This is a genomic window from Streptomyces sp. MAI_2237 (genome assembly GCF_054189285.1).
Map to the genome: position 1 here is coordinate 1,963,796 of NZ_JAJPGQ010000003.1, position 22,965 is coordinate 1,986,760.

Sequence of the window (22,965 nt, forward strand, 5' to 3'; positions counted from 1 at the left end):
AGCTCACCAACCGGCGTCCGCGATGGGTCAGTTGGCGAACACCGTGACACCGTCCTCGGTGGCGTGCGCGGTCTCCGCCTCCTCCGCGTCGTGGGTGAGCGCCCGACGCCGTACGAGGACGACGAGCGCGCCCAGGACCGCGGTGACCGCGGCCACCAGGAACGGGACGTGGATGTCGGTCCACTCCTCGATCTTCGGCGCGAAGTAGGGCGCCGCGGCGGCCGCGAACCAGCGCACGAAGTTGTAGCCCGCGCTCGCCACCGGGCGCGGCGCGTCCGACACGCCGAGTGCCAGCTCGGTGTAGACGGTGTTGTTCACGCCGATGAAGGCGCCGGACAGGATCGTGCAGACGACGGCGGTGGTGTGGTCCCCGTAGCCGAGGACGAGGACGTCCACCGCCAGCAGCACCAGCGAGCCGCCGAGCACCTTCAGCGAGCCGAACCGCTCCTGCAGGCGCGGCGCGACGACCACCGAGAACACGGCCAGCAGCAGGCCCCAGGCGAAGAACACGGCACCCGACCTGTACGGGGTCATGTTCAGCACGAACGGGGTGAAGGCCAGCACGGTGAAGAACGTGTAGTTGTAGAAGAACGCGGAGGCGGCGGCGGAGGCGAGCCCGCCGTGGCCGAGCGCCCTGATCGGGTCGAGGACCGAGGTCTTGCGGGCCGGCTTCGGCTGCTCCTTGAGGAACGCCGTGATGCACAGGAAGCCCACCGCCATCAGCGTGGCAGTGCCGAAGAACGGGTAGCGCCAGCTGACGTCGCCCAGCACCGCGCCCAGCAGCGGGCCGCAGGCCATGCCGAGGCCCAGGGCGGACTCGTAGAGCAGGATCGCCGCCGCGCTGCCTCCCGCCGCCGCGCCGACGATGACCGCGAGGGCGGTCGAGACGAACAGCGCGTTGCCGAGGCCCCAACCGGCGCGGAAGCCGACCAGTTCGCCGACCGAGCCGGAGGTGCCGGCCAGGCCCGCGAAGAGGACCACGAGGGCGAGGCCGAGCAGCAGGGTCTTCCGGCCGCCGATGCGGCTGGAGACGAAGCCGGTCAGCAGCATCGCCACGGCGGTGATCAGGAAGTACGAGGTGAAGAGCAGGGAGACCTGACTCGCGGAGGCGTCGAGGCCCTGGGCGATGGACGGCAGGATCGGGTCCACGAGTCCGATGCCCATGAAGGCGACGACGGACGCGCCGGCCGTCGCCCAGACGGCCTTCGGCTGCCGCAGGATGCCGCCGGCTCCCGCGTCGAAGGGGTCAGCCATGCGTCCTCCACTTCCACTCAGATGGTTGGCTTATACACATACTAAGTTAGGGCAGCTAATTAATGCAATCAGCATCTAATTTTGCGTGGGGTTTGTCGTGAACGGTTCCGTCCGGACGGGTGATCGTCCTTGACGTGGGGGAGCAGGGGTAGGACCGTGGGGCCCTATGAGGGGCGAACCCAGTTGCCCGAAGTGCGGTGGCCGGGTCAGGGCTCCCGGACTCTTCGCCGATTCCTGGCAGTGCGATGTGCACGGCACCGTTCACCCGGTGCAGCCCGTGGTCCCGCCCAGCGTCGAGGCCCTCAGCGTCGTGGTGCACCGCACGCAGGTGCCGGTGTGGATGCCGTGGCCCCTGCCGGTCGGCTGGCTGTTCACGGGCGTGGCCTGCGCGGGCGACGACCGGCACGGCGGCCGCGCCACGGCGGTGGCCTGCTCGGGGCCGGGCCCGCTCGGCGGCATGGGGGAGCTGATCCTCGTCGCCGAGGAGCTGGGCGTCGGTCTCGGCGCGCGGTACGCGGGCGTCGAAGGACCCGACCCGGGGCCGTACCTGGACGTCGAGAAGCCACCCCAGACCAAGGTGCTCGCCGGCGGCCGGCCGACCCCGCTGTGGCTCGTCTCCGGCAGCCCCGGCGACCGCGCGGTCTTCGCCGGAGAGGCGCGGGGGCTGTGGCTGTGGGCCGTGGTGTGGCCCGAGCAGTCCGGACTGCTGATGTACGACGAGCTGGTGCTGACGGATCTGCGGGACGCGGGGGCGGAGGTCGAACTGGTTCCCTGCGGCGCGCTGTCACCCAGGCTGTTGAAACCCTGAGGGCGAGCTGTAGGGGGCGCATGCCGGATTCGGGTGTGACAGAGGAGGCCGTAAATCCGGTTATCCTTGAGCGTCCCGTTCCGTCCCGTCATCGCCTGGAGCCCGCCGCGTGCGCATCGACCTGCACACCCACTCCACGGCCTCCGACGGTACGGACACCCCCGCCGAGCTGGTGCGGAACGCCGCCGCGGCCGGGCTGGACGTCGTCGCGCTGACCGACCACGACACCACCCGCGGCCATGCCGAGGCCGTTGCCGCGCTGCCCGCGGGCCTCATGCTCGTGACCGGGGCCGAGCTGTCCTGCCGCGTCGACGGCGTCTCCCTGCACATGCTCGCCTACCTCTTCGATCCCGACGAGCCGGCCCTCCTCGCCGAGCGCGAGCTCGTGCGGGACGACCGGGTGCCCCGCGCCCAGGGTATGGTCGCCAAGCTGAACGGGCTCGGCGTGCCGGTCACCTGGGAGCAGGTGCTGCGGATCGCCGGGGACGGCTCGGTCGGACGGCCGCACCTCGCCACCGCGCTCGTCGAGCTGGGCGTGGTGCCCACCGTGAGCGACGCGTTCACCCCCGAGTGGCTGGCCGACGGCGGCCGGGCCTACGTCGAGAAGCACGAGACCGACCCCTTCGAGGCGATCCGGCTGGTCAAGGCAGCGGGCGGGGTCACCGTCTTCGCGCACCCGGGCGCCCACAAGCGCGGCCGTACGGTGCCCGAGGCGACGATCGCCGAGCTGGCCGCCGCCGGACTCGACGGCATCGAGGTCGACCACATGGACCACGACCCGGACACCCGGGCCCGGCTGCGGGGTCTCGCGGGGGAGCTGGGACTGCTCGTCACCGGGTCCAGCGACTACCACGGCAGCCGCAAGACGTGCGTCCTCGGCGAGTACACGACCGACCCCGAGGTGTACGGCGAGATCACGCGGCGGGCGACCGGGGCGTTCCCCGTGCCCGGGACCGGCGGGGCCTGAGCCCGCCCCCGCCACCCCGCTCACCCTCGTCACTCCAGCAAGGCCCTCATGTTCGACCTCGCCGTCTTCGGCTCCCTGTTCCTGACCCTCTTCGTCATCATGGATCCCCCCGGGATCACCCCGATCTTCCTCGCCCTGACCGCCGGACGCCCCGGCAAGGTGCAAAAGCGCATGGCCTTCCAGGCCGTCTGCGTGGCGGGCGGGGTCATCGCCGTCTTCGGGGTCCTCGGCCACCAGATCCTGAACTACCTGCACGTCTCCGTCCCCGCGCTGATGATCGCGGGCGGGCTGCTGCTCCTGCTGATCGCCCTCGACCTGCTCACCGGCAAGACCGACGAACCGAAGCAGACCAAGGACGTCAACGTCGCCCTCGTGCCGCTCGGCATGCCCCTGCTGGCCGGTCCCGGTGCGATCGTGTCCGTCATCCTCGCCGTGCAGAAGGCCGACAGCGTGGCCACGCAGGTGTCGGTGTGGTGCGCGATCCTCGCCATCCACGTCGTGCTGTGGCTGGTCATGCGCTACTCGCTGCTGATCATCCGGATCATCAAGGACGGCGGCGTCGTCCTCGTGACGCGGCTCGCGGGCATGATGCTGTCCGCCATCGCCGTGCAGCAGATCATCAACGGCGTCACGCAGGTGATCAAGGGCACCTGAGCCCCTCGCCCGGCGGGATGCCTCCGCGAGCAAAGAGCCCCCGTACGGCATCCGTGCCGTACGGGGGCTCTGAAGCTTCAGCGGTGATCCGCGTCAGTGTCCGTTCACGTCTCTTCGCGTGTCTCTTCGGTTCTCTTCGTGTTAGGTCGTCAGTCGCCGTGCCTCTTACAAGGCGGCGGTCTCGGCCGGCCGGATCCAGAGTCGCTGCCCGATGGCGGCGGCCTGCTGGACGATCCGATTGACGGAGGCGGCGTCCACGACGGTGCTGTCCACGGGCGTTCCGTCGACCTCGTCGAGTCGCATGATTTCGAAGCGCATGGCCTCTCCCTTCGTCGCGTGGTTCTGATTCAGTCAACGGGCTGCGTGTTACAAACATTCCCTACGCTAAGGAAATTTTTCGAACGACTAACTACTAGCCGGTAAGGGATCGCCGAGACAGCACTAGGAGACGGATCGGGACCGGTTGTGTTCACAGCGTGACCGCCGGGACAATGATGGTGATGAACGACGACCTCGCGGCCCTCACCGCCCGCATCGACCGCACCAACGAGCTGCTGCAGCGCATGCTCGCCGAGGTGGCGAAGACGCCCTCGACGCATGCGATCTTCGTCGACGCGGGATACCTGTACGCGGCCGCGGGGCGCCTGGTCGCCGGAACGGAGGACCGCCGCGCCTTCGACCTCGACGCCGAGGGCCTGATCGAGGCCCTCATCGACCGCGCCCGCACGATCTTCGCGGACAGCCGGCTGCTGCGCGTCTACTGGTACGACGGTGCGCGGCGCCGCATCCACACCGCCGAGCAGCAGTCGATCGCGGAGCTGCCGGACGTCAAGGTCCGGCTGGGCAACCTCAACGCCAACAACCAGCAGAAGGGCGTCGACTCACTCATCCGAACCGACCTCGAGTCCCTCGCCCGGCACCGCGCGATCAGCGACGCGGCGCTCCTGGGCGGCGACGAGGACCTGGTCTCGGCGGTCGAGGCGGCGCAGGGGTACGGCGCCCGGGTCCACCTGTGGGGCATCGAGGCACCCGAGGGCCGCAACCAGGCCGAGCCCCTGCTGTGGGAGGTCGACAGCCAGCGCACCCTAGACCTCGAGTTCTTCAAGCCCTACGTCGCCCGGCGCACCGCCCCCGCCTACGAGGGCCGGCACCACCCGGCCGACGCGGGAGAACGTCCGCTTCGTCGGCGCGCAGATCGCGGCGAAGTGGCTCGCGGCCCGGGGGCGCGAATCCCTGGTCGAGCTGCTGCCCGGCCACCCGTACCTGCCGGGCTCGGTGGACCAGGACCTGCTGGTGGAGGCGGAGGGCCTGCTGCAGTACTCGCTGCGCGGACAGGCGGACCTGCGGCGGGCGCTGCGGGACGGGTTCTGGGACCACCTGCAGACGCAGTACTAGGGCGTACGTCGCCCGGCCGGCGGTCCCGCGCGAACGTATGTCTCAGGCGGCGTCCGTGGTGTCCCAGAAGTCGGCGAACGCGCGGGCCGTGTCCAGGGGCCTGTCGGTGTTCGGGGAGTGCTCGGCGCCCTCGACGACCGTGCGGTGGGCGCGCAGCCGCCGGGCCATGTCGTCCAGCAGCGGCACCGGCCAGGTGTCGTCGCGCTCTCCCGACAGGACGTGGAAGGGCAGCTGCACGGCGGCCAGTTCCGCCACCCGGTCCGGCTCCACGCACAACTGGCGCCCGGTGGCGAGGAGTTGGGCGGGCTTGTTGCCGAGCCAGCGGCGCCGCAGATCCTCCTGGTCGTCCAGACCGGCGTCGAGGTCACCGGTGTCGGTCTCCTCGGGTGCCTCCATGGCCTGGATCGCCTCCCACACCTCGGCCATCGACATCACGGCGAGGGCGTCACGGAGCAACTTGACCCGCTCCTGCTGGGAGGCGGAGATGTGCGCCGGCCCCGAGGCCATGAGGGTGAGCGAGCGGAAGGGGGAGTGGTCCAGCAGCACGGCCGCCCGGGCGATCTGCCCTCCGAGGGAGTGGCCCACGAGGTGGAGCGGCGTGCCGAGAGCGGCGGCCTGCGCGAGGACGTCCCGCGCCAACTCCTCCTGCGCGTACGCCGATTCGTTGTCCGCCGGGCCGTCGGACTCGTACTGCCCCCGGCCGTCCACGGCGACGGTCCGGTAGCCACGGGCCGCGAGGGGCGCGTGCAGGGGGTTGAAGTCCTCCTTGCTGCCGGTGAAACCGGGAAGCAGCAGGGCGGTGCCTCTCTCGGCAACGCCGTCTGCCACGGGCGCGTCCACGACGGCGAACTCCCCGCGCCCCGTATGCAGGGCGTACGCACGAGCGCCGGGGGGCGGGGTGAAGGTCGGAGGCCTGCTCATAAGGGTGAGGTTATCCGGCCGGGGTGACGGGGCGGGGGAGCGGGCGGGGGAGGGGACAGGTGCCATGGGCGGCAGGGCGGCAGGGCGGGTGCCGGGGTATGCCGGGAGCGGGCTGCCGCAGGGGTGGATACGCCGAGGCCCGGCCCCCACGTCGTGTGGGGGCCGGGCCGTCGGGTGGTGAGCGTCAGCTCTCCGTGGGCTCCGCGGTGGCCGCCACCTTGCGGGTGCGGCGCGTCCTGGGCTTGGCCTCGGGCGCGGCGGCGGGGGCCTCGGCGGACGCCGCGGCCTTCCGGGTGCGGGTCCGGGGCTTGGGCTCCTCGGACGCCTGAGCCGGGATCTCGGCCGAGACCTCGGCAGCGGCAGCCTTCTTGCGGGTGCGGCGCGGCTTGGCCTCCACGGCTTCCGCCGTGTCGACTGCGGTCTCCGCGGCGGCCGCCACCTTGCGGGTGCGCGTGCGCGGCTTGGCCTCGGGAGCCTCGGGCGCCGTGACGGCCTCGACCGGCTCGGCGGCCTTGCGCGTACGCCGACGGGGCGTGGCCTCGGCGGTCTCGGCCGGGACCTCGGCCGCCGCGGCCTTCTTGCGGGTGCGCGGCTTCGCCGCCGTGCCCTCGGCTGCGTCGAGGGCCGCCTCCGCGGTCGCCGTGGCCTTGCGCGTACGGGTACGCGGCTTGGCCTCGGTGGCCTCCGCCGTCTCGACGGCCGCCACCGCGGCCTTGCGGGTGCGGGTGCGCGGCTTGGCGTCCGGCTCGTCGGCGGCCTGCGCCGGGATCTCGGCCGAGACCTCGGGCGCGGCGGCCTTCTTGCGGGTGCGGCGCGGCTTGGCCTCGACGGCTTCCGCCGTGTCGACTGCGGTCTCCGCGGTGGCCGCGGCCTTGCGGGTGCGCGTGCGCGGCTTGGGCTCCGTGGCTTCCGCCGCTTCGGCCGGGGCCTCCACCGCAGCCGCGGTCTTGCGCGTGCGGGTGCGGGGCTTGGTCTCCGCCGCCTCCACGGTGTCCGCGAGGGGCTCGGCGACCGCGGCCTTCTTGCGGGTGCGGCGCGGCTTGGCCTCGACGGCTTCCGCCGTGTCGACGGCGGCTTCCGCGGCGGCCGCGGCCTTGCGCGTACGGGTACGCGGCTTGGCCTCCGCGGTCTCCGCAGCCTCGGTGACCGTCTCCGTGCTCGCCGCGGCCTTGCGGCTACGGCGGCGCGGCGTGGTCTCCGCCACTGCCTCCGGAGCCGACTCGGCCGTGTCCAGCGCGGTCTCCGGGCTCGCCGTCGCCTTGCGGGTGCGGCGGCGCGGCGTGGTCTCCGGTGCCTCGGGCTCCGAGACCGCCGGCGCCGGGGTCTCGGCGACGGCCGTCTGCGCCGGAACCACCGTCGGCTCCGCGGACTTGCGGGTGCGGCGGCGGCGCGGCTTGGCCGCGGACTCGGCGGTGGTGTCCAGGGCGGGGCCCTCGGCGGACGTCACGGCGGACTCGGCGGCCGGAGCGGCCTCCGTGGTCTCGGGAGCGGTCGACGTGGCCGTCAGCGGCTCCTGCGCCCCGCCGCGGGTGCGGCGCCGACGGCGCGGGGTGCGCGCGTCGGTGGCCTCCTCGGCAGGGGTGACCTCGGTCGCGGCCGTCGTCTCCGGCGTGGCCGTGCCGTCCGGCAGCGCCCCGCCGCGCGTACGACGGCGCCGTCGCGGCGTACGCGCCGGACGCTCGCGGTCGGCGGAACGGGACTCGTCCCGGCCACCGCGGTCGCCGCCCCGGCCACCGCGACCGCGCGCACCGCGGCCACCGGTCTCGCCCAGGTCCTCCAGCACCTCCGCGTCGAGACCCGCGCGCGTGCGCTCGGCACGCGGCAGGACACCCTTGGTGCCCGCGGGGATGCTCAAGTCCTCGTAGAGGTGCGGGGAGGTGGAGTACGTCTCCGGCGGGTCGTTGAAGTTCAGCTCCAGCGCCTTGTTGATCAGCTGCCAGCGCGGGATGTCGTCCCAGTCGACCAGCGTGATCGCGATGCCCTTCTTGCCCGCGCGGCCGGTGCGGCCGATGCGGTGCAGGTAGGTCTTCTCCTCTTCCGGCGACTGGTAGTTGATGACGTGCGTGACGCCCTCGACGTCGATGCCGCGCGCGGCGACGTCGGTGCAGACGAGGACGTCCACCTTGCCGTTGCGGAAGGCGCGCAGCGCCTGCTCACGGGCTCCCTGGCCGAGGTCGCCGTGGACCGCTCCGGCGGCGAAGCCGCGCTGCTTGAGCTGGTCGGCGAGGTCGGCCGCGGTGCGCTTCGTACGACAGAAGACCATGGCCAGGCCCCGGCCCTCGGCCTGCAGGATGCGCGCGACCATCTCGGGCTTGTCCATGTTGTGCGCGCGGTAGACGAACTGCGCGGTGTTCGCGACCGTCTTGCCCTCGTCGTCCGGCGCGGTGGCGCGGATGTGCGTGGGCTGCGACATGTAGCGGCGCGCGAGACCGATGACCGCGCCCGGCATGGTCGCCGAGAACAGCATGGTCTGGCGGCGGACCGGCAGCAGGTTGATGATCTTCTCGACGTCGGGCAGGAAGCCGAGGTCGAGCATCTCGTCGGCCTCGTCGAGGACGAGCGCCTTGACGTGGCTGAGGTTGAGCTTCTTCTGGCCCGCGAGGTCCAGGAGCCGGCCCGGGGTGCCGACGACCACGTCGACGCCCTGCTTGAGGGCCTCGACCTGGGGCTCGTAGGCCCGGCCGCCGTAGATGGCGAGGACGCGTACATTGCGCACCTTGCCCGCGGTCAGCAGGTCGTTGGTAACCTGGGTGCACAGCTCGCGCGTGGGGACGACGACGAGCGCCTGCGGCGTGTCGGTGAGGTCCTCGGGCTTCGCGCGGCCCGCCTCCACGTCCGCGGGGACGGTGACGCGCTCGAGGAGCGGGAGGCCGAAGCCCAGCGTCTTGCCGGTGCCGGTCTTGGCCTGGCCGATGACGTCCGTGCCGGAGAGGGCGACGGGGAGGGTCATCTCCTGGATGGGGAAGGGGTTGATGATGCCGACGGCCTCGAGGGCCTCGGCGGTCTCGGCAAGGATTCCGAGATCTCTGAACGTCGTAGTCAGGGTGCTGCCTCTTCTGTGTGCGCGGTGCGAGGCGAGCGCGGGGGGTCTTTGACGGACCGTGCCGGGGACGTCGGCTGCCTTACGGGCTTGCCGTAACGCACGGGACCACTGCCGACGCTCTAGCGCTCGTACCGCTGAGGGTGTCCCTCCGAAGGCCGTACGCGATGTGCCGTACGGTCTGGAGGTCTGTCGGGTCGGAGCCGATCGGGCCACCGACCGGGCATCCTCATACGTGCAGCCTGTCGAAACCTCGGCAGGCGCATTACCACTGTACCCCGGAATCGCGCACATGCGATGGCCGATTTGGTCACGTAGCCGTCATCACACTGATTGACCAGGGCCTTCCCCAGCCCGGCGAGCCGACTATTGTGCGCTTCATGACGACGCCTGACAACACCTCTGACGCACCCGCCGAGCACACCGGAGTGGCGGCCCAGGACTGGGCCACGGCCTCCGCGGAACCCCAGTACCGGGCCGCCGTCGTGGACCTGCTCGGCGCGCTCGCCTACGGCGAACTCGCGGCGTTCGAGCGGCTCGCGGAGGACGCGAAGCTCGCGCCGACGCTGGCGGACAAGGCGGAGCTGGCGAAGATGGCGTCGGCCGAGTTCCACCACTTCGAGCGGCTGCGGAACCGGCTGACCGAGATCGGCGAGGAGCCCACCGAGGCGATGGAGCCGTTCGTCGCCGCCCTGGACGGCTTCCACAAGCAGACCGCCCCCTCGGACTGGCTGGAGGGGCTGGTCAAGGCGTACGTCGGCGACTCGATCGCCAGCGACTTCTACCGGGAGGTCGCCGCGCGGCTCGATTCGGACACGCGCGAACTGGTCCTGGCCGTCCTCGACGACACGGGGCACGCCGGTTTCGCGGTGGAGAAGGTGCGCGCCGCCATCGACGCCGAGCCGCGGGTCGGCGGACGACTCGCCCTGTGGGCACGGCGGTTGATGGGTGAGGCGCTGTCGCAGTCGCAGCGGGTCGTCGCCGACCGGGACGCGCTGTCCACGATGCTCGTCGGCGGGGTCGCCGACGGGTTCGACCTGGCCGAGGTGGGGCGGATGTTCTCGCGGATCACCGAGGCGCACACCAAGCGGATGGCCGCGCTGGGACTGGCCGCGTAGCGCACGCCGCTCACGGCAGGGCCGCCCCTCACGGGGCGCTGTCCCGACCTTCGTCGGGAGGATCTATGCCGGTGCCTGGCGCCGGCGGAGTCTTCCCGCGGGGCGTAGGAGGAGGGACAGGGACGCCGCCGAGACGATCGCCGCACCGATGAGGACGAGCAGGGAGTTGCCGGGGTCGAAGGCGCTGTGCGTGAGGAAGGCGCCGAAGAGGGCTCCGGCGACACCGGTCGCCAGGACCAGGGAGCGGGCCGGCAGACGGTGCGCGAGGCGGCGGTTCGCCGTCCACGCCAGCACGAGACCGAGCAGAGCGGAGCCGAGTGCTTCGATCAACATCATGGGGTCCCTCCCACACGGCCACACAGCGCGCACTGCGTATCACGGTCGTAGCCCGTCATACCCGTGACCTGCGGAATGCAATCCTCTCCTGTGAGAGACCCGTGCTCCATCCGTGGAGGAGGAAATCCGCCCGCGGCCGTCGTCGCGGCGGTCTCGCGCAACACGAAAGGGCCCGGCGACTGGACGGTCGCCGGGCCCTTTCGTCGCGTATGACTACAGCGCGCCGAAGCCCACCTTGCGCGGGGCCGGCTCGCCGAGCTCGACGTAGGCGAGGCGCTCGGCCGGCACGAGGACCTTGCGGCCGTGCTCGTCCACGAGGCTCAGCAGCTGCGACTTCCCGGCCAGGGCCTCGGCCACGATCCGCTCGACCTCCTCGGCGCTCTGACCGCTCTCCAGAACGATCTCGCGGGGCGCGTGCTGCACGCCGATCTTGACCTCCACGGCTATGTCCCTCCGACGGTCAGTGAAGTGCGCGACCAATCCGCGCCGTACCCAGCACACATTAGCCCGGTGAGGGGACGTACACGTTCCGCGCGAGAACGCCAGGAGCGAACAGCCGAGGGAACAAACGACCTTCACGCGCGCGTGCGTGCCTTCGGTGACGTGGTGTCCCGTACGGCGCCCACGCGCGCGTGCCGGTCAGTGGTTCTGGTCCGTGCCGTGCAGCGGGAAGCCCGCGATGCCGCGCCACGCCAGCGAGGTGAGCAGCTGCACCGCCTGGTCGCGCGGGACACTGCGGTCGCTGTGCAGCCAGGAGCGGGCCACCACCTGGGCCAGTCCGCCGAGACCGGACGCCAGCAGCATCGACTCCGCGCGCGAGAGACCGGTGTCCTCGGCGATCACGTCGCAGATCGCCTCCGCGCACTCGTTCGTGACCTTGTCGACGCGCTCGCGCACCGCGGGCTCGTTCGTCAGGTCCGACTCGAAGACCAGGCGGAACGCGCCGCCGTCGTCCTCGACGTACGCGAAGTAGGCGTCCATGGTCGCCCGTACGCGCTGCTTGTTGTCGGTCGTCGACGCCAGCGCGCTGCGCACCGCCTGGATCAGCGACTCGCAGTGCTGGTCCAGCAGGGCCAGGTACAGGTCGAGCTTGCCCGGGAAGTGCTGGTAGAGCACCGGCTTGCTGACGCCGGCGCGCTCGGCGATGTCGTCCATCGCGGCCGCGTGGTAGCCCTGCGCCACGAAGACTTCCTGGGCGGCGCCCAGCAGCTGGTTCCGTCGGGCTCGGCGCGGCAGGCGCGTGCCCCTCGGGCGCGCCGCCTCTGTCTGCTCGATGGCTGTCACGCCGCCTCCCAATTTCGTCCACATGCGGTGTGCGCCGCGCGGCCATCGTACTTTTGGGTAACCCCTGTGTGCGCGGTGCGAGCGCAGAATTTCACGGACCGGACGGCGACGAAAGCCGGACGGGTGGTTTCGGACCGGTTCACAGTGGGCAGGAGCGAGCTCCTTTCCTGCTCGGCGGCGCCCGTGGGCGCACGCGTGTGCCTCGTCAGCGGTAGTCGTCCTCGTCGAGGGAGACGACGCGGCGCTGCTCGACGACGTCCGCCTCGTTCGCGCGGGCCGGGTCGACGTCGTCGAGCGGGTCGTCCTGGTCCGGCGCGATGTCCGCCTGCTGTTCGGCGGCGTCGTTCTCCGGCGCCTCGACGTCGAACTCCGATGCCTTGCGGTCCTCTTCGTCGGCGAATGTCTCGGGATCGGTGGGGTCTACGCTCATGGTGGGCTCCCTTCCTACGAATGTCCCTGGGGGAAGCAGGGGCCACAGCGGGTGCCCTCTGTACGAGCCTAGGCAACACCCGATGCGGACGCCATGCGATCCGCAGGTCACCTGGTGTCATCTGTGACGGCGAACACATGAACCACTACGTGATCGTCTCGTAACATTGCCGCATGTCCTCGACCGACCTGCCGTCCGTACCGGCGATCAACGTTCTCCCCAAGGTGGCGCCCGTCAGGGTCGCCGAGGGCGAGCGGCTCAGGTCGGTAGGGTTGCCCGGAATCACGCTCACCATTCGCTCCCGGCCGCCCGCGCGCGAGGGCCTGCCGCCCGCGCTCTACGTCCACGGCCTCGGCGGCTCCTCGCAGAACTGGTCGGCGCTGATGCAGGAGCTGGAGGGCGTCGTCGACGGCGAGGCCCTCGACCTGCCGGGCTTCGGCGACTCGCCGCCGCCCGACGACGGCGACTACTCGGTCACCGGGCACGCGCGCGCGGTGATCCGTCACCTCGACGCGGCCGGGCGCGGCCCCGTGCACCTCTTCGGCAACTCGCTCGGCGGCGCGGTGACGACGCGCGTGGCGGCCCTGCGGCCCGACCTGGTGCGGACCCTGACCCTGGTGTCCCCGGCCCTCCCGGAGATCCGCGTCCAGCGCAGCGCGGTGCCCACCGGGCTGCTCGCGCTGCCCGGCGTGGCCGCGCTGTTCTACCGGCTCACCCGGGAGTGGACGGCGGAACAGCGGGTCACCGGCGTCATGGCGCTGTGCTACGGCGACCCCGGGCGGGTGACGCCGGAGGGCTTCCGCCACGCCGTCGAGGAGATGGAACGGCGGCTGCAACTGCCGTACTTCTGGGACGCGATGGCCCGCTCCGCGCGCGGCATCGTCAACGCCTACACCCTGGGCGGCCAGCACAGCCTGTGGCGCCAGGCCGAACGCGTCCTCGCCCCCACCCTGCTCGTCTACGGCGGCCGGGACCAGCTCGTCGGCTTCCGCATGGCCCGCAGGGCGGCCCGCGCCTACCGTGGCTCCCGCCTGCTGACGATGCCGGACGCGGGACACGTGGCGATGATGGAGTACCCGGACACCGTGGCCCGTGCCTTCGTCGAACTGCTCGGAGAGACCGGCCAGTTGCCGGACGGGGTAACCTCCCGTGGACGGGGTTCCGTTGGTCGCGGTGCCGTCGTCGGCGAGGACGAGACCGCTGCCGAGAGCACGGGGAGCTGAGGGGCGAGTGGGACGCCACAGCCGCCGCGGGAGTGCTCCCGCGGCGAAGGGCGAGGCCGAGCGCGAGCGCGCCGGACGCGGGAACAGAGCCGCTCAGGAGCCGCCGGGAGCGCGGGAGCGCGGGACGGCGCAGCGGCCGGACGGCGCGCCGGCGCGGAGCGTTTCCCGCCCCGCCGACGGCACACCCGCCGGGGGCGCGCCCAGGTACGCCGACGGCACGCCGGCTCGCGGAATCCCTCGCCTCCCCGACGGCACACCGGCTCGCGGTGTTCCCCGCTTCCCCGACGGCACGCCGGCCCGGGGGGTACCCCAGGTCCGTGGCGGGCACCCCCAGCAGCGTGAACCCGGCGGCGGGTGGGGAGAGTTGAGAGGCCAGGGCGGAAGTGGGCCCGTACCGCCCGCCGGACGCGGACCCTCTTACGGTCCCTCCACCGGGACCGGGCCCTCCACCGGGACCGGGCCCTCCACCGGGACCGGACCCTCCGCTGGGCGTGGACCCTCCACCGGGCGTGGACCTTCCGCCGGGCCCGGTGTCGCCATACCGCGGCAGCGGCAGGAGCCCCGCTTCGGGCCCCGGCAGGACTACCTCGACGCCTTCGGCGAGGAGGACGAGTCCGACGACGTCTTCGCGCGTCGCCCCGGGGGCACCGCGCACGCCGCCGAGCCGTACCCCTCCGCCGCGGACCGGGCCCCCCGCACCGGCGTCGGTGTCCCCTCCGAGACCGACGAGGACGAGGCGCCGCCCACCGGCGTCCCCGCGCAGAACACCGGCTCCAAGGGGCGGACGTTCACCGGGATCGCGGCCGCCGCCGTCACCACCGTGCTGGCCGTCGTCGTCGCGGGCCAGGTCACGCACGGACGTGACGACACAGCCGTGGGCACCCAGGCGGCCACCGACCAGGCGCGGGACGTGCGGTCCACGCCGTCGGCGTCGCCGTCGCCCAGCGTCGCCACGCTGACGTACGAGCAGGCGATGGGCGAGAAATACGCGCTCGGCGCCACCTTCCGGGGCCAGGGGAAGTTCGACGCGGTCCCCGGTACCGACCGGGCGCCCGGCAAGGGCCGGAAGTACACCTACCGCGTCGACGTGGAACGGGGACTGGGGCTGGACGGCGCCCTCTTCGCCGAGGCCGTCCAGAAGACGCTCAACGACGACCGCAGCTGGGCTCACGACGGCGCCCGCACCTTCGAGCGGGTCGACACCGGCAAACCCGACTTCGTCATCACGCTCGCCAGCCCCGGGACCACGGCCACCTGGTGCGCCAAGTCCGGCCTGGACACCACCGAGGACAACGTCTCCTGCGACTCGGCGTCCACCGAACGAGTGATGATCAACGCATACAGATGGGCCCAGGGGTCGAAGACCTACGGCGATCGCATCCATGCCTACCGGCAGATGCTGATCAACCACGAGGTCGGCCACCGGCTCGGCTACGGCCACGTCACCTGCAGCAAGAGCGGCCAGCTCGCGCCCGTCATGCAACAGCAGACGAAATTCCTCGACCACGACGGGATCCACTGCCTGCCCAACCCCTGGCCGTTTCCCCGGAGTTGACAGGCGTCGCAGAAGTCACGTTGACATGCGCAGAAAAGGCATACATATTTCTGGGCATGTCGACTCCCCACGCCACCGCATGCGCAGCCTTCGAGCTGACGCTCATCGGCGTGACCCCGCTCTGCGTGGCCGACATCCTCTGTCGCTGACGTCCGCCCTCAGGCGTTCGCGTCGCGACCCTTCCTCTTTTCCGTGACCTCTTGCGTCACGGCTCTCGACGACCCGGCGCCCGGTCAGACGTGCGTGCGTGTTCATCTCACTCCTCGTCACTCTGTCTCACCATTCGAGATGTCGTCCGTCCGATGTGTCATCCGTCCGACATAGCGCGCCGTGCGGCCGCGGCGTCCGTAGGCCTGGTCCTGGCAGCGGGCGCCGCCGCCTGCGGACCGAAGGGCAACGATGCCAAGGGCTCCGCCGGCGACTCCGCGCCGCACAGGGGTGGCACCCTCACGGTCCTGAACTCCGAGCCCCAGACGGACTTCGACCCCGCGCGGCTGTACACCTCCGGCGGCGGAAACGTCCCCTCCCTGGTCTTCCGCACCCTGACCACCCGCAACCGCGAGAACGGCGCGGCCGGCGCCAAGGTCGTCCCCGACCTCGCCACCGACACCGGACGCCCCAGCGAGGGCGCCACCGTACCCTCAAGAAGGGCCTGAAGTACGAGGACGGCACCGCGATCACGTCCGCCGACATCAAGTACGGCATCGAGCGCTCCTTCGCGCCCGAACTTTCCGGCGGCGCGCCCTACCTGCGCGACCGGCTGGTCGGCGCCGCGGACTACCAGGGGCCGTACAAGGACAAGAAGGGCCTGTCCGCGATCGAGACGCCGGACAGCCGGACCATCGTCTTCCATCTGAACAAGCCACATACCCGACGCACCTCGCCGGGCGCGCTCGCGCCCCCACGAGTTCAGCGGCGGCATGCGCCGGCGCGCGCTCATCGCCATGGCGCTCGCCTGCGAACCGGACCTGCTCATCGCCGACGAGCCGACCACCGCCCTCGACTCCGCCACGAGGGCCACACGCGCGTGGGCGTGCGTCCGGCCGTCCAGATGGTCTTCCAGGACCCCGTCTCCTCCCTCAACCCGCGCCGCAGCGTGGGCGAGTCGATCGCCGACCCGCTGCGCGCGCGGGGAGAGCGGGACGAGCAGCGGATCAGGGGCGCGTGACGGAACTGCTGGAGCGCGTGGGGCTCGAAGGGGTGCACTACGACCGCTACCCGCACGAGTTCAGCGGCGGTCAGCGCCGGCGCGTGGGCATCGCGCGGGCGCTCGCGGCCGACCCGCGCGTCATCGTCTGCGACGAGCCGGTCTCGGCCCTGGACGTGACCACCCAGGCCCAGGTCGTCGCCCTGCTCGCCGAACTCCAGCGCGAACTCGGCCTGGCGCTCGGCTTCGTCGCCCACGACCTCGCCGTCGTGCGCCGGGTCAGCGACCGGGTCGCGGCGATGCAACAAGGCCGTATCGTCGAGTCCGGGCCCGCCGACGAGGTGTACGACCGCCCCCGGGACCCGTACACCAGGCAACTCCTGGCCGCCGTACCGGCACTCGACCCCGAGGTGGCGGCCCGGCGCGAGCCGGCCGCCCTCTGACAGAACGTGACTGCGTGATCTCGTAGCGCGATCGAACGCAACTCGCACGGGAAAGTTACGACCGTTCACCCCTTTTGGTGGCGCGATGGACAACCGTCCATCGCGCCACCGCCTTGTCCGCATACGTTCTTCCCGCTGCGAGCCGCCGGGTCAACGGCGGCTCCCCAAACGGGAGATCGGGGGTGCGCACGTGCGCATCGGATTGCTTACGGAGGGTGGCTATCCGTATGTGAGCGGTGACGCCGGGCTCTGGTGCGACCGGCTGGTGCGCGTCCTCGAGCAGCACGAGTTCGACGTCTACGCGCTCAGCAGCAGCCGGAGCCAGGAGGACGAGGGCTGGATCCCCCTGCCCCCGCACGTCGGCCGGGTGCGCACCGCCCCGCTGTGGTCGGCCGGGGACGACGGCGTCGTGTACGGACGGCGCGCACGCCGGCGATTCGCCGAGTGCTGCGGCGAGCTGGCCGCCGCCCTGTGCGCGCCCGGTTCCCCGGAGGCCACGTCGACCCTTGAGGCGGACCGTTTCGGCAGCGCGCTGTACGGGCTCGCCGAACTCGCCCGCGACGAGGGGGGCGGCCTCGGGGGCGCACTGCGCTCCGAAAGCGCCGTACGTGCTCTGGAGCGCGCCTGTCGCGCGCCCGGCGCACAACAGACGGCCCGCGAGGCGCGCGTACCCGATCTGCTCGCCGTCGCCGCGCACCTCGAACGCACCCTGCGCCCCCTCTCCCTGGACTGGTACCAGGACGGCGACCTCGGCGCCGTCGACCTGTGCCACGCCACCTCCGGCGGCGCGGCGGCCCTGCCCGGCCTGCTCGCCCGCCACTTCTTCGGCGTCCCCCTGCTGCTGACCGAGTACGGCGTGCGGCTGCGCACGCACCACCTCGCCGCCACCGACACCCCGCCCGCCGTACGCTCCCTGCTCGCCGCCTTCCACGGCAGGCTCGCCGCCGAGATCTACGACCGGGCGGCACTCGTGACGTCCGGCAACGCGCACGCCCGCCGCTGGCAGGAGCGCTGCGGCGCCGACCGCGCCAAGCTCCGCACGGTCCACCCCGGCATGGACGCCACCCCCTTCGCCGAGGTCGGCGAGTCCACGGACTGCGCGGACCCCGACACGCTGGTCTGGGTAGGCCGCGTGGAACCGACCAAGGACCTGGTGTCGCTCCTGCACGCCTTCGCCGAGATCCGCAAGGAGGAGCCCAAGACCCGGCTGCGGATCATCGGCGCTCCGGCCGGCCCCGAGGGCGAGGCCTACCTCGGCCACTGCCGCGCCCTCGCCGCCCAGCTCTTCCCCGACGAGGCCGAGGGCCCGCACACCGTCGGCGACAACCCCGTCTCCTTCACCGAGATCGGCGGCCCGGAACTGCCGGCCCCCGCCGACGCGTACGCCGCCGGTGGCGTGACGGTTCTCTCCAGCGTCGTCGAGGGCTTCCCCGTCAGCCTGGTCGAGGCCATGCTCTGCGGCCGCGCGACCGTCTCCACCGACGTCGGCGCGGTCGTGGAGGTCATCGGCGGCACCGGACTCGTCGTACCGCCCCGCAATCCGCGGGCCCTCGCCGAAGCGTGCGTGGCGCTGCTGCGCGACCCCGCGCGCCGCGAGCGCTTGGGCGCGGCCGCACGCGCGCGTGCCCTCGAACTGTTCACCGTGGAGCAGAACACCACGGCATTTCACGGCATTTACCTGGAGATCGTCTCCCGCACCCCGGTGCGCCGGGTCGTCGTCGACGCCACCGGAGAGCCCCTGCCCTTCGCCGTCCCCGCCGAGGCCCACGTACCGGGCCGCTGGGCCGGCCCCCGCGTAGTGGCCCGCAGCACCCCCGGCTGGGCGACGCAGGCACCGACGGGCGCCACGACCCCGTCGACCCCGGCCCCGGAGGCCGCACGATGAGCGACCTGGGAGAACTGGACCGTCCGGACAGCCCCGGCGCATGGGACGACCGCTCACAGCAATGGCTGCCGAACGAAAAGAAGCCACCCCGACCCACCGCCCCCGCAAACGCCCCAACCCCCACCACTCCCCGCCGCACAGCCGCCGACCCCGTGAAGGCGCTGATGCACCGGCACCAAGACCTCTGCAACCGGGCGGTGAACCCGCTGGAGATCGCGGCCGGCCTGGAGGCGCACGGCATCACCGACCGCACCGCGACACGCTTCCGCCACCGCGACGTCTTCTCCCTGGCCGAGGAGATGTTCGCCCGAGCCACCAGGGACGCCGAACCCTCCGCCCACCACAAAACCACCGAGGACGCCCCCCGCGTACGCCTCGACTGGGCGGTGCTCACCCTCCTCCCCGGCCTGCTGGCCACGGCGACCGTCACGGCCCTGCACCTCACCGCGGGCCGGCCGCGCCCGGCGATCGCCGCCGCAGGCATCCTCACCGTCGCCCTGGCCCTACGCGCAGCACTTTCCCGAGGCCCCCTCACCACCCCACCTCACCACCGCGCCCCGAACACCCCCGTCACCAGCGTCTGGACGGCCTGGCTGCTCGCCTACGCCCTCCTCGGCGACGGCCTCCTGCAGACGGCCCTGACCGGCGGCCCCGACGCCCTGCCGTCCGGCACCACCGCGGACCCCTGGCCCCTCACCCCGACCCCCCTCCTGGCCCTCGCCTGGTCCTGTGCCCCCGCAGCCTGGACGGCCCACCTCCTGGCCACCCGCGCCCACCGCAGACTGACCACCAGTCGCGCGCTGGACGACTTCTCCACCGCCGTACGCCCCCTGATCCTCACCACACTCACGCTCTACCTGGGTGCCCTGACGGCCCTCCTGGCCCTGACCGGCGAAATCCTGGACGCACCCGCGCCCTACGCACGCACGCTTCCCCTGGGCGCCCTCCTGCTCCTCGCCCGCCTCCTCACGACCCACGGCTTCACCCACGCCCCGGCCACCGCCCTCATGGCGACGGCCGCCACCGAAGCCACGGCCACGGCCACGGTCTTCGCCGCCCGCCTCCCCGGCTGCGACCTCCTCGCCACCCCCGTGCAAACCCTGGCCGACACCTGGGGACCGGCAAGCGTCCCGATCATCACCTGCACCACCGCGGCTCTGGTCCTCCTGCTCCACGCGAGCCGCACCCTCACCAGGGCCTCGGCCCACACCCCACCGGAGCCCCGGTGCTGAGCCGCTCCCGCCCAGGCGGCAGCCGCGTACGGGGAGAAGGGGCCGCGCCGGGTGGTGCCCACCCGCAGTGCCGGCCGTCAAGACACAGCACCGCACGGCCGACAGCACCGCCCGGCCGAGGACGGACACCCCCCGGCGCGGCCCCGACCCACCCACCGATCCCCAGGCGCCCCGCGCACCACCACCGAAGTCGCACAGGCGCCGCAGGCATCCCGGCGCACCCGCCCGGAGGCCACCGCCTCGAAGGAGCACCACAGATGACCACCGCCCACCCCACCCATGACGGCGCCCAAGGAGCCGCCCGATGAGAGTCCTGCTGATCGGAGCCAACGGCTACCTCGGCCGCTTCGTCGCCGACCGCCTCCTCGCCGACCCGGCCGTCCAGCTCACCGCCCTCGGCCGCGGCGACGACGCCGACGTCCGGTTCGACCTCGCGTCCGGCAGCCCCGGCGCCCTCACCCGCTTCCTCGACGCGGTGCACCCGGGCGTCGTCATCAACTGCGCCGGAGCCACCCGCGGCGGCGCCCGCGAACTCACCCGGCACAACACCGTCGCCGTCGCCACAGTCTGCGAGGCCCTGCGCCGCAGCGGCTGCGGCGCCCGTCTGGTGCAGATCGGCTGTGGCGCCGAGTACGGCCCCAGCCAACCCGGCTCCTCCACGGCCGAGGACGCGATCCCACGCCCCGGCGGCCCGTACGGCGTGAGCAAACTCGCCGCCACCGAACTCGTCCTCGGTTCCGGCCTGGACGCGGTCGTCCTGCGCGTCTTCTCTCCTGCCGGCCCCGGCACCCCGGCCGGTTCCCCCCTCGGCCGCCTCGCGGAGGCCATGCGCCGAGCCATGCAGTCCGGCGACGGCGAACTCAAGCTCGCGGGCCTGGGCGCCCAGCGCGACTTCGTCGACGTACGCGACGTGGCCCGAGCCGTCCACGCCGCGAGCCTCTCCGCCGCGCAAGGCGTCATCAACATCGGCTCCGGCCGCGCCGTCCGCCTGCGCGACGCCGCCGCCACCCTCGCCCGCGTGGCCGGGTACGGCGGCGCCCTCCACGAGCTCGACGGCCCGCCCGGCCCGCTGCGCGCCCCGATCGGCCACCCGCGCGGCGATTCCGACCATCCTGCCCCCGTCGCGTACCCGTCGTACCCCGACGGCTGCGGCAGCTGGCAGCAGGCCGACGTGCGCACCGCACGCGACCGGCTCGGCTGGCGGCCCCGGATCAACCTCGAAGAGTCCCTCGCCGACATCTGGATGGAGGCGGCATGCCGCATCTGACCAGCACCACGACGTACTCCCCGAGCACGGCGTTCCGCACCGGCTTCGGCATCCCCGGCTACGCGCACCCTCTCGTCGCCCCCACCGAGTGGTCGGAGCTGACCCGCCCCGGGACACCCCTGCACTGGGTCGTCCTGAACGTCGCCGACGGCCCCGGCAGCCGCCCGGACCCGCACTGCCTGGAGGCGGCCGGCCGTCTGCGCAACGCGGGCGTGCGCGTCCTCGGTCACCTCGACGCCACCTTCGGCGCCCGCACCTTCGGAGAGCTGATCTCCGACGCGCACCGCTACATCGACTGGTACCGGGTCGACGGCTTCCTCCTGGACCGCTGCCCCACCGAGCGCACCTCGCTGCCCGAGATCCGCCGCGCGGTCACCACGCTCCGCGCCGTCCGTGACGACGCCCACATCGTGCTCGGCCACGGCACCCATCCCTACCCGGGCTACGCGGAGGCGGCCGACCAGTTGGTGACCTTCTCGGGGCCGTGGAGCGACTACCGCTGGTCGCAGGTGGCCGAGTGGACCGCGGACTACCCGCCCGACCGCTTCTGCCACTTCGTGCACGGGGTCCCGGGCCCGCACCTCGACGAGGCGCTCCGCATCGCCCGCTGGCAGGGCGCCTCGACGATCTACTTCACGGATCACACGGACCGCGGCGGACGCACCGACCCCTGGGAGACCATGCCCGGCTACTGGGACGACATCGTCTCGCGGATCGGAACGGGTGTCTCGGAATGAAAAAGGCCGTGGCACTGTTACAGGGAGAACAACCGTACTGATTGACCGACCAACGGAGTCCCCGTGTCGCTGCCACCCCTGGTCGAGCCAGCCTCTGAGCTCACCGTAGACGAGGTCCGCAGGTACTCCCGCCACCTGATCATCCCCGACGTCGGGATGGACGGGCAGAAGCGGCTGAAGAACGCCAAGGTGCTCTGTGTGGGCGCCGGCGGCCTGGGCTCGCCGGCGCTGATGTACCTGGCCGCCGCGGGTGTCGGCACCCTCGGCATCGTGGAGTTCGACGAGGTCGACGAGTCGAACCTGCAGCGCCAGATCATCCACAGCCAGTCCGACATCGGCCGCTCCAAGGCCGAGTCCGCCTGCGACACCGTCAAGGGCATCAACCCGTACGTGGACGTGATCCTTCACGAGGAGCGGCTCGAGGCCGACAACGTGATGGACATCTTCAGCCAGTACGACCTGATCGTCGACGGCACGGACAACTTCGCGACCCGCTACCTGGTCAACGACGCGTGCGTGCTGCTGAACAAGCCGTACGTGTGGGGTTCGATCTACCGCTTCGACGGCCAGGCCTCCGTCTTCTGGTCCGAGCACGGCCCCTGCTACCGCTGCCTCTACCCGGAGCCCCCGCCGCCGGGCATGGTCCCCTCCTGCGCCGAGGGCGGCGTGCTGGGCGTGCTGTGCGCGTCCATCGGTTCCATCCAGGTCAACGAGGCCATCAAGCTCCTCGCGGGCATCGGCGAGCCGCTGGTCGGCCGGCTGATGATCTACGACGCCCTGGAGATGCAGTACCGCCAGGTCAAGGTCCGCAAGGACCCGAACTGCGCCGTCTGCGGCGAGAACCCGACCGTCACCGAGCTCATCGACTACGAGGCCTTCTGCGGCGTCGTGTCCGAGGAGGCCCAGGAGGCGGCGGCCGGCTCGACGATCACTCCGAAGCAGCTCAAGGAGTGGATCGACGACGGCGAGAACCTCGAGATCATCGACGTCCGCGAGATCAACGAGTACGAGATCGTGTCGATCCCCGGCGCCAAGCTGATCCCCAAGAACGAGTTCCTCATGGGTACCGCCCTGGAGACCCTCCCGCAGGACAAGAAGATCGTCCTGCATTGCAAGACGGGTGTCCGCAGTGCGGAAGTCCTCGCGGTCCTGAAGTCCGCGGGCTTCTCCGACGCCGTGCACGTCGGCGGCGGCGTGATCGGCTGGGTCAACCAGATCGAGCCACACAAGCCGGTCTACTAGGAGCCGCACCAAGCAATACACCGTTTT

The 22,965-nt window shown here is 72.2% G+C and carries 20 protein-coding genes and 3 pseudogenes; 15 read left to right on the top strand and 8 right to left on the bottom strand.

The window, feature by feature from the left end; all coding sequences use genetic code 11:
• Positions 1-27: 27 nt before the first annotated feature.
• Entirely contained in the window at positions 28-1,254 is a 1,227-nt protein-coding gene (locus tag LN251_RS19550) for an MFS transporter (protein WP_458245536.1), read from the bottom strand.
• A 166-nt stretch (positions 1,255-1,420) separates the two neighbouring features.
• Here LN251_RS19550 and LN251_RS19555 point away from each other — a divergent pair, with 166 nt between their 5' ends.
• The 3 genes from LN251_RS19555 (at position 1,421) to LN251_RS19565 (ending at position 3,683) form a co-directional block, all read left to right on the top strand.
• Entirely contained in the window at positions 1,421-2,062 is a 642-nt protein-coding gene (locus LN251_RS19555; protein WP_458245537.1) for a DUF6758 family protein, read from the top strand.
• A 109-nt stretch (positions 2,063-2,171) separates the two neighbouring features.
• Entirely contained in the window at positions 2,172-3,029 is an 858-nt protein-coding gene (locus LN251_RS19560; RefSeq protein ID WP_458245538.1) for a PHP domain-containing protein, read from the top strand.
• Between the two features lie 48 nt (positions 3,030-3,077).
• Entirely contained in the window at positions 3,078-3,683 is a 606-nt protein-coding gene (locus tag LN251_RS19565; RefSeq protein WP_458245539.1) for a MarC family protein, read from the top strand.
• Between the two features lie 165 nt (positions 3,684-3,848).
• Here the strand turns inward: LN251_RS19565 and LN251_RS19570 are convergent, their stop codons facing one another.
• Positions 3,849-4,001, bottom strand: coding sequence for a hypothetical protein (locus LN251_RS19570; protein ID WP_458245540.1), 153 nt, complete (start codon positions 3,999-4,001; stop codon positions 3,849-3,851).
• Positions 4,002-4,183: 182 nt separating this feature from the next.
• Between LN251_RS19570 and LN251_RS19575 the strand changes: the two are divergent.
• Positions 4,184-5,078, top strand: a pseudogene (locus LN251_RS19575) (NYN domain-containing protein).
• Positions 5,079-5,120: 42 nt separating this feature from the next.
• Here the strand turns inward: LN251_RS19575 and LN251_RS19580 are convergent.
• Both LN251_RS19580 and LN251_RS19585 read right to left on the bottom strand, forming a co-directional pair.
• Positions 5,121-5,999, bottom strand: coding sequence for an alpha/beta fold hydrolase (locus tag LN251_RS19580; protein ID WP_458245541.1), 879 nt, complete (start codon positions 5,997-5,999; stop codon positions 5,121-5,123).
• A 184-nt stretch (positions 6,000-6,183) separates the two neighbouring features.
• Complete coding sequence (locus tag LN251_RS19585; RefSeq protein WP_458245542.1) at positions 6,184-8,949, bottom strand: DEAD/DEAH box helicase; 2,766 nt, start codon at positions 8,947-8,949, stop codon at positions 6,184-6,186.
• Between the two features lie 470 nt (positions 8,950-9,419).
• Between LN251_RS19585 and LN251_RS19590 the strand changes: the two genes are divergently transcribed.
• A complete protein-coding gene (locus tag LN251_RS19590) occupies positions 9,420-10,157 on the top strand; it encodes a ferritin-like fold-containing protein (protein ID WP_458245543.1) in 738 nt (245 codons plus the stop codon).
• A gap of 63 nt (positions 10,158-10,220) precedes the next feature.
• Here the strand turns inward: LN251_RS19590 and LN251_RS19595 are convergent, their stop codons facing one another.
• From LN251_RS19595 to LN251_RS19610, 4 genes are all read right to left on the bottom strand, one after another.
• Positions 10,221-10,490 carry a hypothetical protein gene (locus LN251_RS19595; RefSeq protein ID WP_142147309.1) on the bottom strand — a complete coding sequence of 90 codons (270 nt, stop codon included), beginning with the start codon at positions 10,488-10,490 and terminating at the stop codon, positions 10,221-10,223.
• A 216-nt stretch (positions 10,491-10,706) separates the two neighbouring features.
• Positions 10,707-10,934, bottom strand: a complete 228-nt coding sequence (locus LN251_RS19600; RefSeq protein WP_058923385.1) for a DUF3107 domain-containing protein — start codon at positions 10,932-10,934, stop codon at positions 10,707-10,709.
• Between the two features lie 198 nt (positions 10,935-11,132).
• Positions 11,133-11,777: a TetR/AcrR family transcriptional regulator gene (locus tag LN251_RS19605; protein WP_058923384.1), complete on the bottom strand. Its 645-nt coding sequence runs from the start codon at positions 11,775-11,777 to the stop codon at positions 11,133-11,135.
• A 205-nt stretch (positions 11,778-11,982) separates the two neighbouring features.
• The gene (locus LN251_RS19610) at positions 11,983-12,207 is read right to left on the bottom strand and encodes a hypothetical protein (RefSeq protein WP_458245544.1); all 225 of its coding nucleotides are present in this window, start codon (positions 12,205-12,207) and stop codon (positions 11,983-11,985) included.
• 173 nt (positions 12,208-12,380) lie between these two features.
• Here LN251_RS19610 and LN251_RS19615 point away from each other — a divergent pair, with 173 nt between their 5' ends.
• The 10 genes and pseudogenes from LN251_RS19615 to moeZ all read left to right on the top strand — a co-directional run bounded on the left by LN251_RS19615 (position 12,381) and on the right by moeZ (position 22,938).
• Positions 12,381-13,430, top strand: coding sequence for an alpha/beta fold hydrolase (locus LN251_RS19615; protein ID WP_458245545.1), 1,050 nt, complete (start codon positions 12,381-12,383; stop codon positions 13,428-13,430).
• Positions 13,431-13,437: 7 nt separating this feature from the next.
• Complete coding sequence (locus tag LN251_RS19620; RefSeq protein WP_458245546.1) at positions 13,438-14,985, top strand: DUF3152 domain-containing protein; 1,548 nt, start codon at positions 13,438-13,440, stop codon at positions 14,983-14,985.
• 56 nt (positions 14,986-15,041) lie between these two features.
• Positions 15,042-15,134 carry an Ms4533A family Cys-rich leader peptide gene (locus LN251_RS19625; protein WP_458245547.1) on the top strand — a complete coding sequence of 31 codons (93 nt, stop codon included), beginning with the start codon at positions 15,042-15,044 and terminating at the stop codon, positions 15,132-15,134.
• A 153-nt stretch (positions 15,135-15,287) separates the two neighbouring features.
• Positions 15,288-15,850: pseudogene (locus tag LN251_RS19630) on the top strand (ABC transporter substrate-binding protein); the annotation flags it as partial.
• A gap of 1 nt (position 15,851) precedes the next feature.
• Positions 15,852-16,575: pseudogene (locus LN251_RS19635) on the top strand (ATP-binding cassette domain-containing protein); the annotation flags it as partial.
• Between the two features lie 190 nt (positions 16,576-16,765).
• A complete protein-coding gene (locus LN251_RS19640) occupies positions 16,766-18,460 on the top strand; it encodes a DUF3492 domain-containing protein (RefSeq protein ID WP_458245548.1) in 1,695 nt (564 codons plus the stop codon).
• Positions 18,457-19,692, top strand: a complete 1,236-nt coding sequence (locus LN251_RS19645) for a hypothetical protein (protein ID WP_458245549.1) — start codon at positions 18,457-18,459, stop codon at positions 19,690-19,692. Before LN251_RS19640 ends, LN251_RS19645 begins: the two co-directional genes overlap by 4 nt.
• Positions 19,693-19,996: 304 nt before the next feature.
• Entirely contained in the window at positions 19,997-20,959 is a 963-nt protein-coding gene (locus tag LN251_RS19650; RefSeq protein ID WP_058923374.1) for an NAD-dependent epimerase/dehydratase family protein, read from the top strand.
• Positions 20,947-21,696, top strand: a complete 750-nt coding sequence (locus LN251_RS19655) for a spherulation-specific family 4 protein (protein ID WP_458245550.1) — start codon at positions 20,947-20,949, stop codon at positions 21,694-21,696. The genes LN251_RS19650 and LN251_RS19655 overlap by 13 nt, the downstream gene beginning before the upstream one ends.
• A 63-nt stretch (positions 21,697-21,759) precedes the next feature.
• Positions 21,760-22,938, top strand: coding sequence for an adenylyltransferase/sulfurtransferase MoeZ (moeZ, locus tag LN251_RS19660; RefSeq protein WP_458245551.1), 1,179 nt, complete (start codon positions 21,760-21,762; stop codon positions 22,936-22,938).
• The last annotated feature ends 27 nt before the right edge of the window (positions 22,939-22,965 follow it).

Bases quoted from the DNA above. Each gene is read 5' to 3' on its own strand.
- LN251_RS19645 (WP_458245549.1), top strand. From the start codon at position 18,457: ATGAGCGACCTGGGAGAACTGGACCGTCCGGACAGCCCCGGCGCATGG.
- LN251_RS19650 (WP_058923374.1), top strand. From the start codon at position 19,997: ATGAGAGTCCTGCTGATCGGAGCCAACGGCTACCTCGGCCGCTTCGTC.
- LN251_RS19570 (WP_458245540.1), bottom strand. From the start codon at position 4,001: ATGCGCTTCGAAATCATGCGACTCGACGAGGTCGACGGAACGCCCGTG.
- LN251_RS19590 (WP_458245543.1), top strand. From the start codon at position 9,420: ATGACGACGCCTGACAACACCTCTGACGCACCCGCCGAGCACACCGGA.
- LN251_RS19615 (WP_458245545.1), top strand. From the start codon at position 12,381: ATGTCCTCGACCGACCTGCCGTCCGTACCGGCGATCAACGTTCTCCCC.
- LN251_RS19610 (WP_458245544.1), bottom strand. From the start codon at position 12,207: ATGAGCGTAGACCCCACCGATCCCGAGACATTCGCCGACGAAGAGGAC.
- LN251_RS19585 (WP_458245542.1), bottom strand. From the start codon at position 8,949: ATGACCCTCCCCGTCGCCCTCTCCGGCACGGACGTCATCGGCCAGGCC.
- LN251_RS19580 (WP_458245541.1), bottom strand. From the start codon at position 5,999: ATGAGCAGGCCTCCGACCTTCACCCCGCCCCCCGGCGCTCGTGCGTAC.
- LN251_RS19625 (WP_458245547.1), top strand. From the start codon at position 15,042: ATGTCGACTCCCCACGCCACCGCATGCGCAGCCTTCGAGCTGACGCTC.
- LN251_RS19555 (WP_458245537.1), top strand. From the start codon at position 1,421: ATGAGGGGCGAACCCAGTTGCCCGAAGTGCGGTGGCCGGGTCAGGGCT.
- LN251_RS19655 (WP_458245550.1), top strand. From the start codon at position 20,947: ATGCCGCATCTGACCAGCACCACGACGTACTCCCCGAGCACGGCGTTC.
- LN251_RS19550 (WP_458245536.1), bottom strand. From the start codon at position 1,254: ATGGCTGACCCCTTCGACGCGGGAGCCGGCGGCATCCTGCGGCAGCCG.
- LN251_RS19565 (WP_458245539.1), top strand. From the start codon at position 3,078: ATGTTCGACCTCGCCGTCTTCGGCTCCCTGTTCCTGACCCTCTTCGTC.
- LN251_RS19595 (WP_142147309.1), bottom strand. From the start codon at position 10,490: ATGTTGATCGAAGCACTCGGCTCCGCTCTGCTCGGTCTCGTGCTGGCG.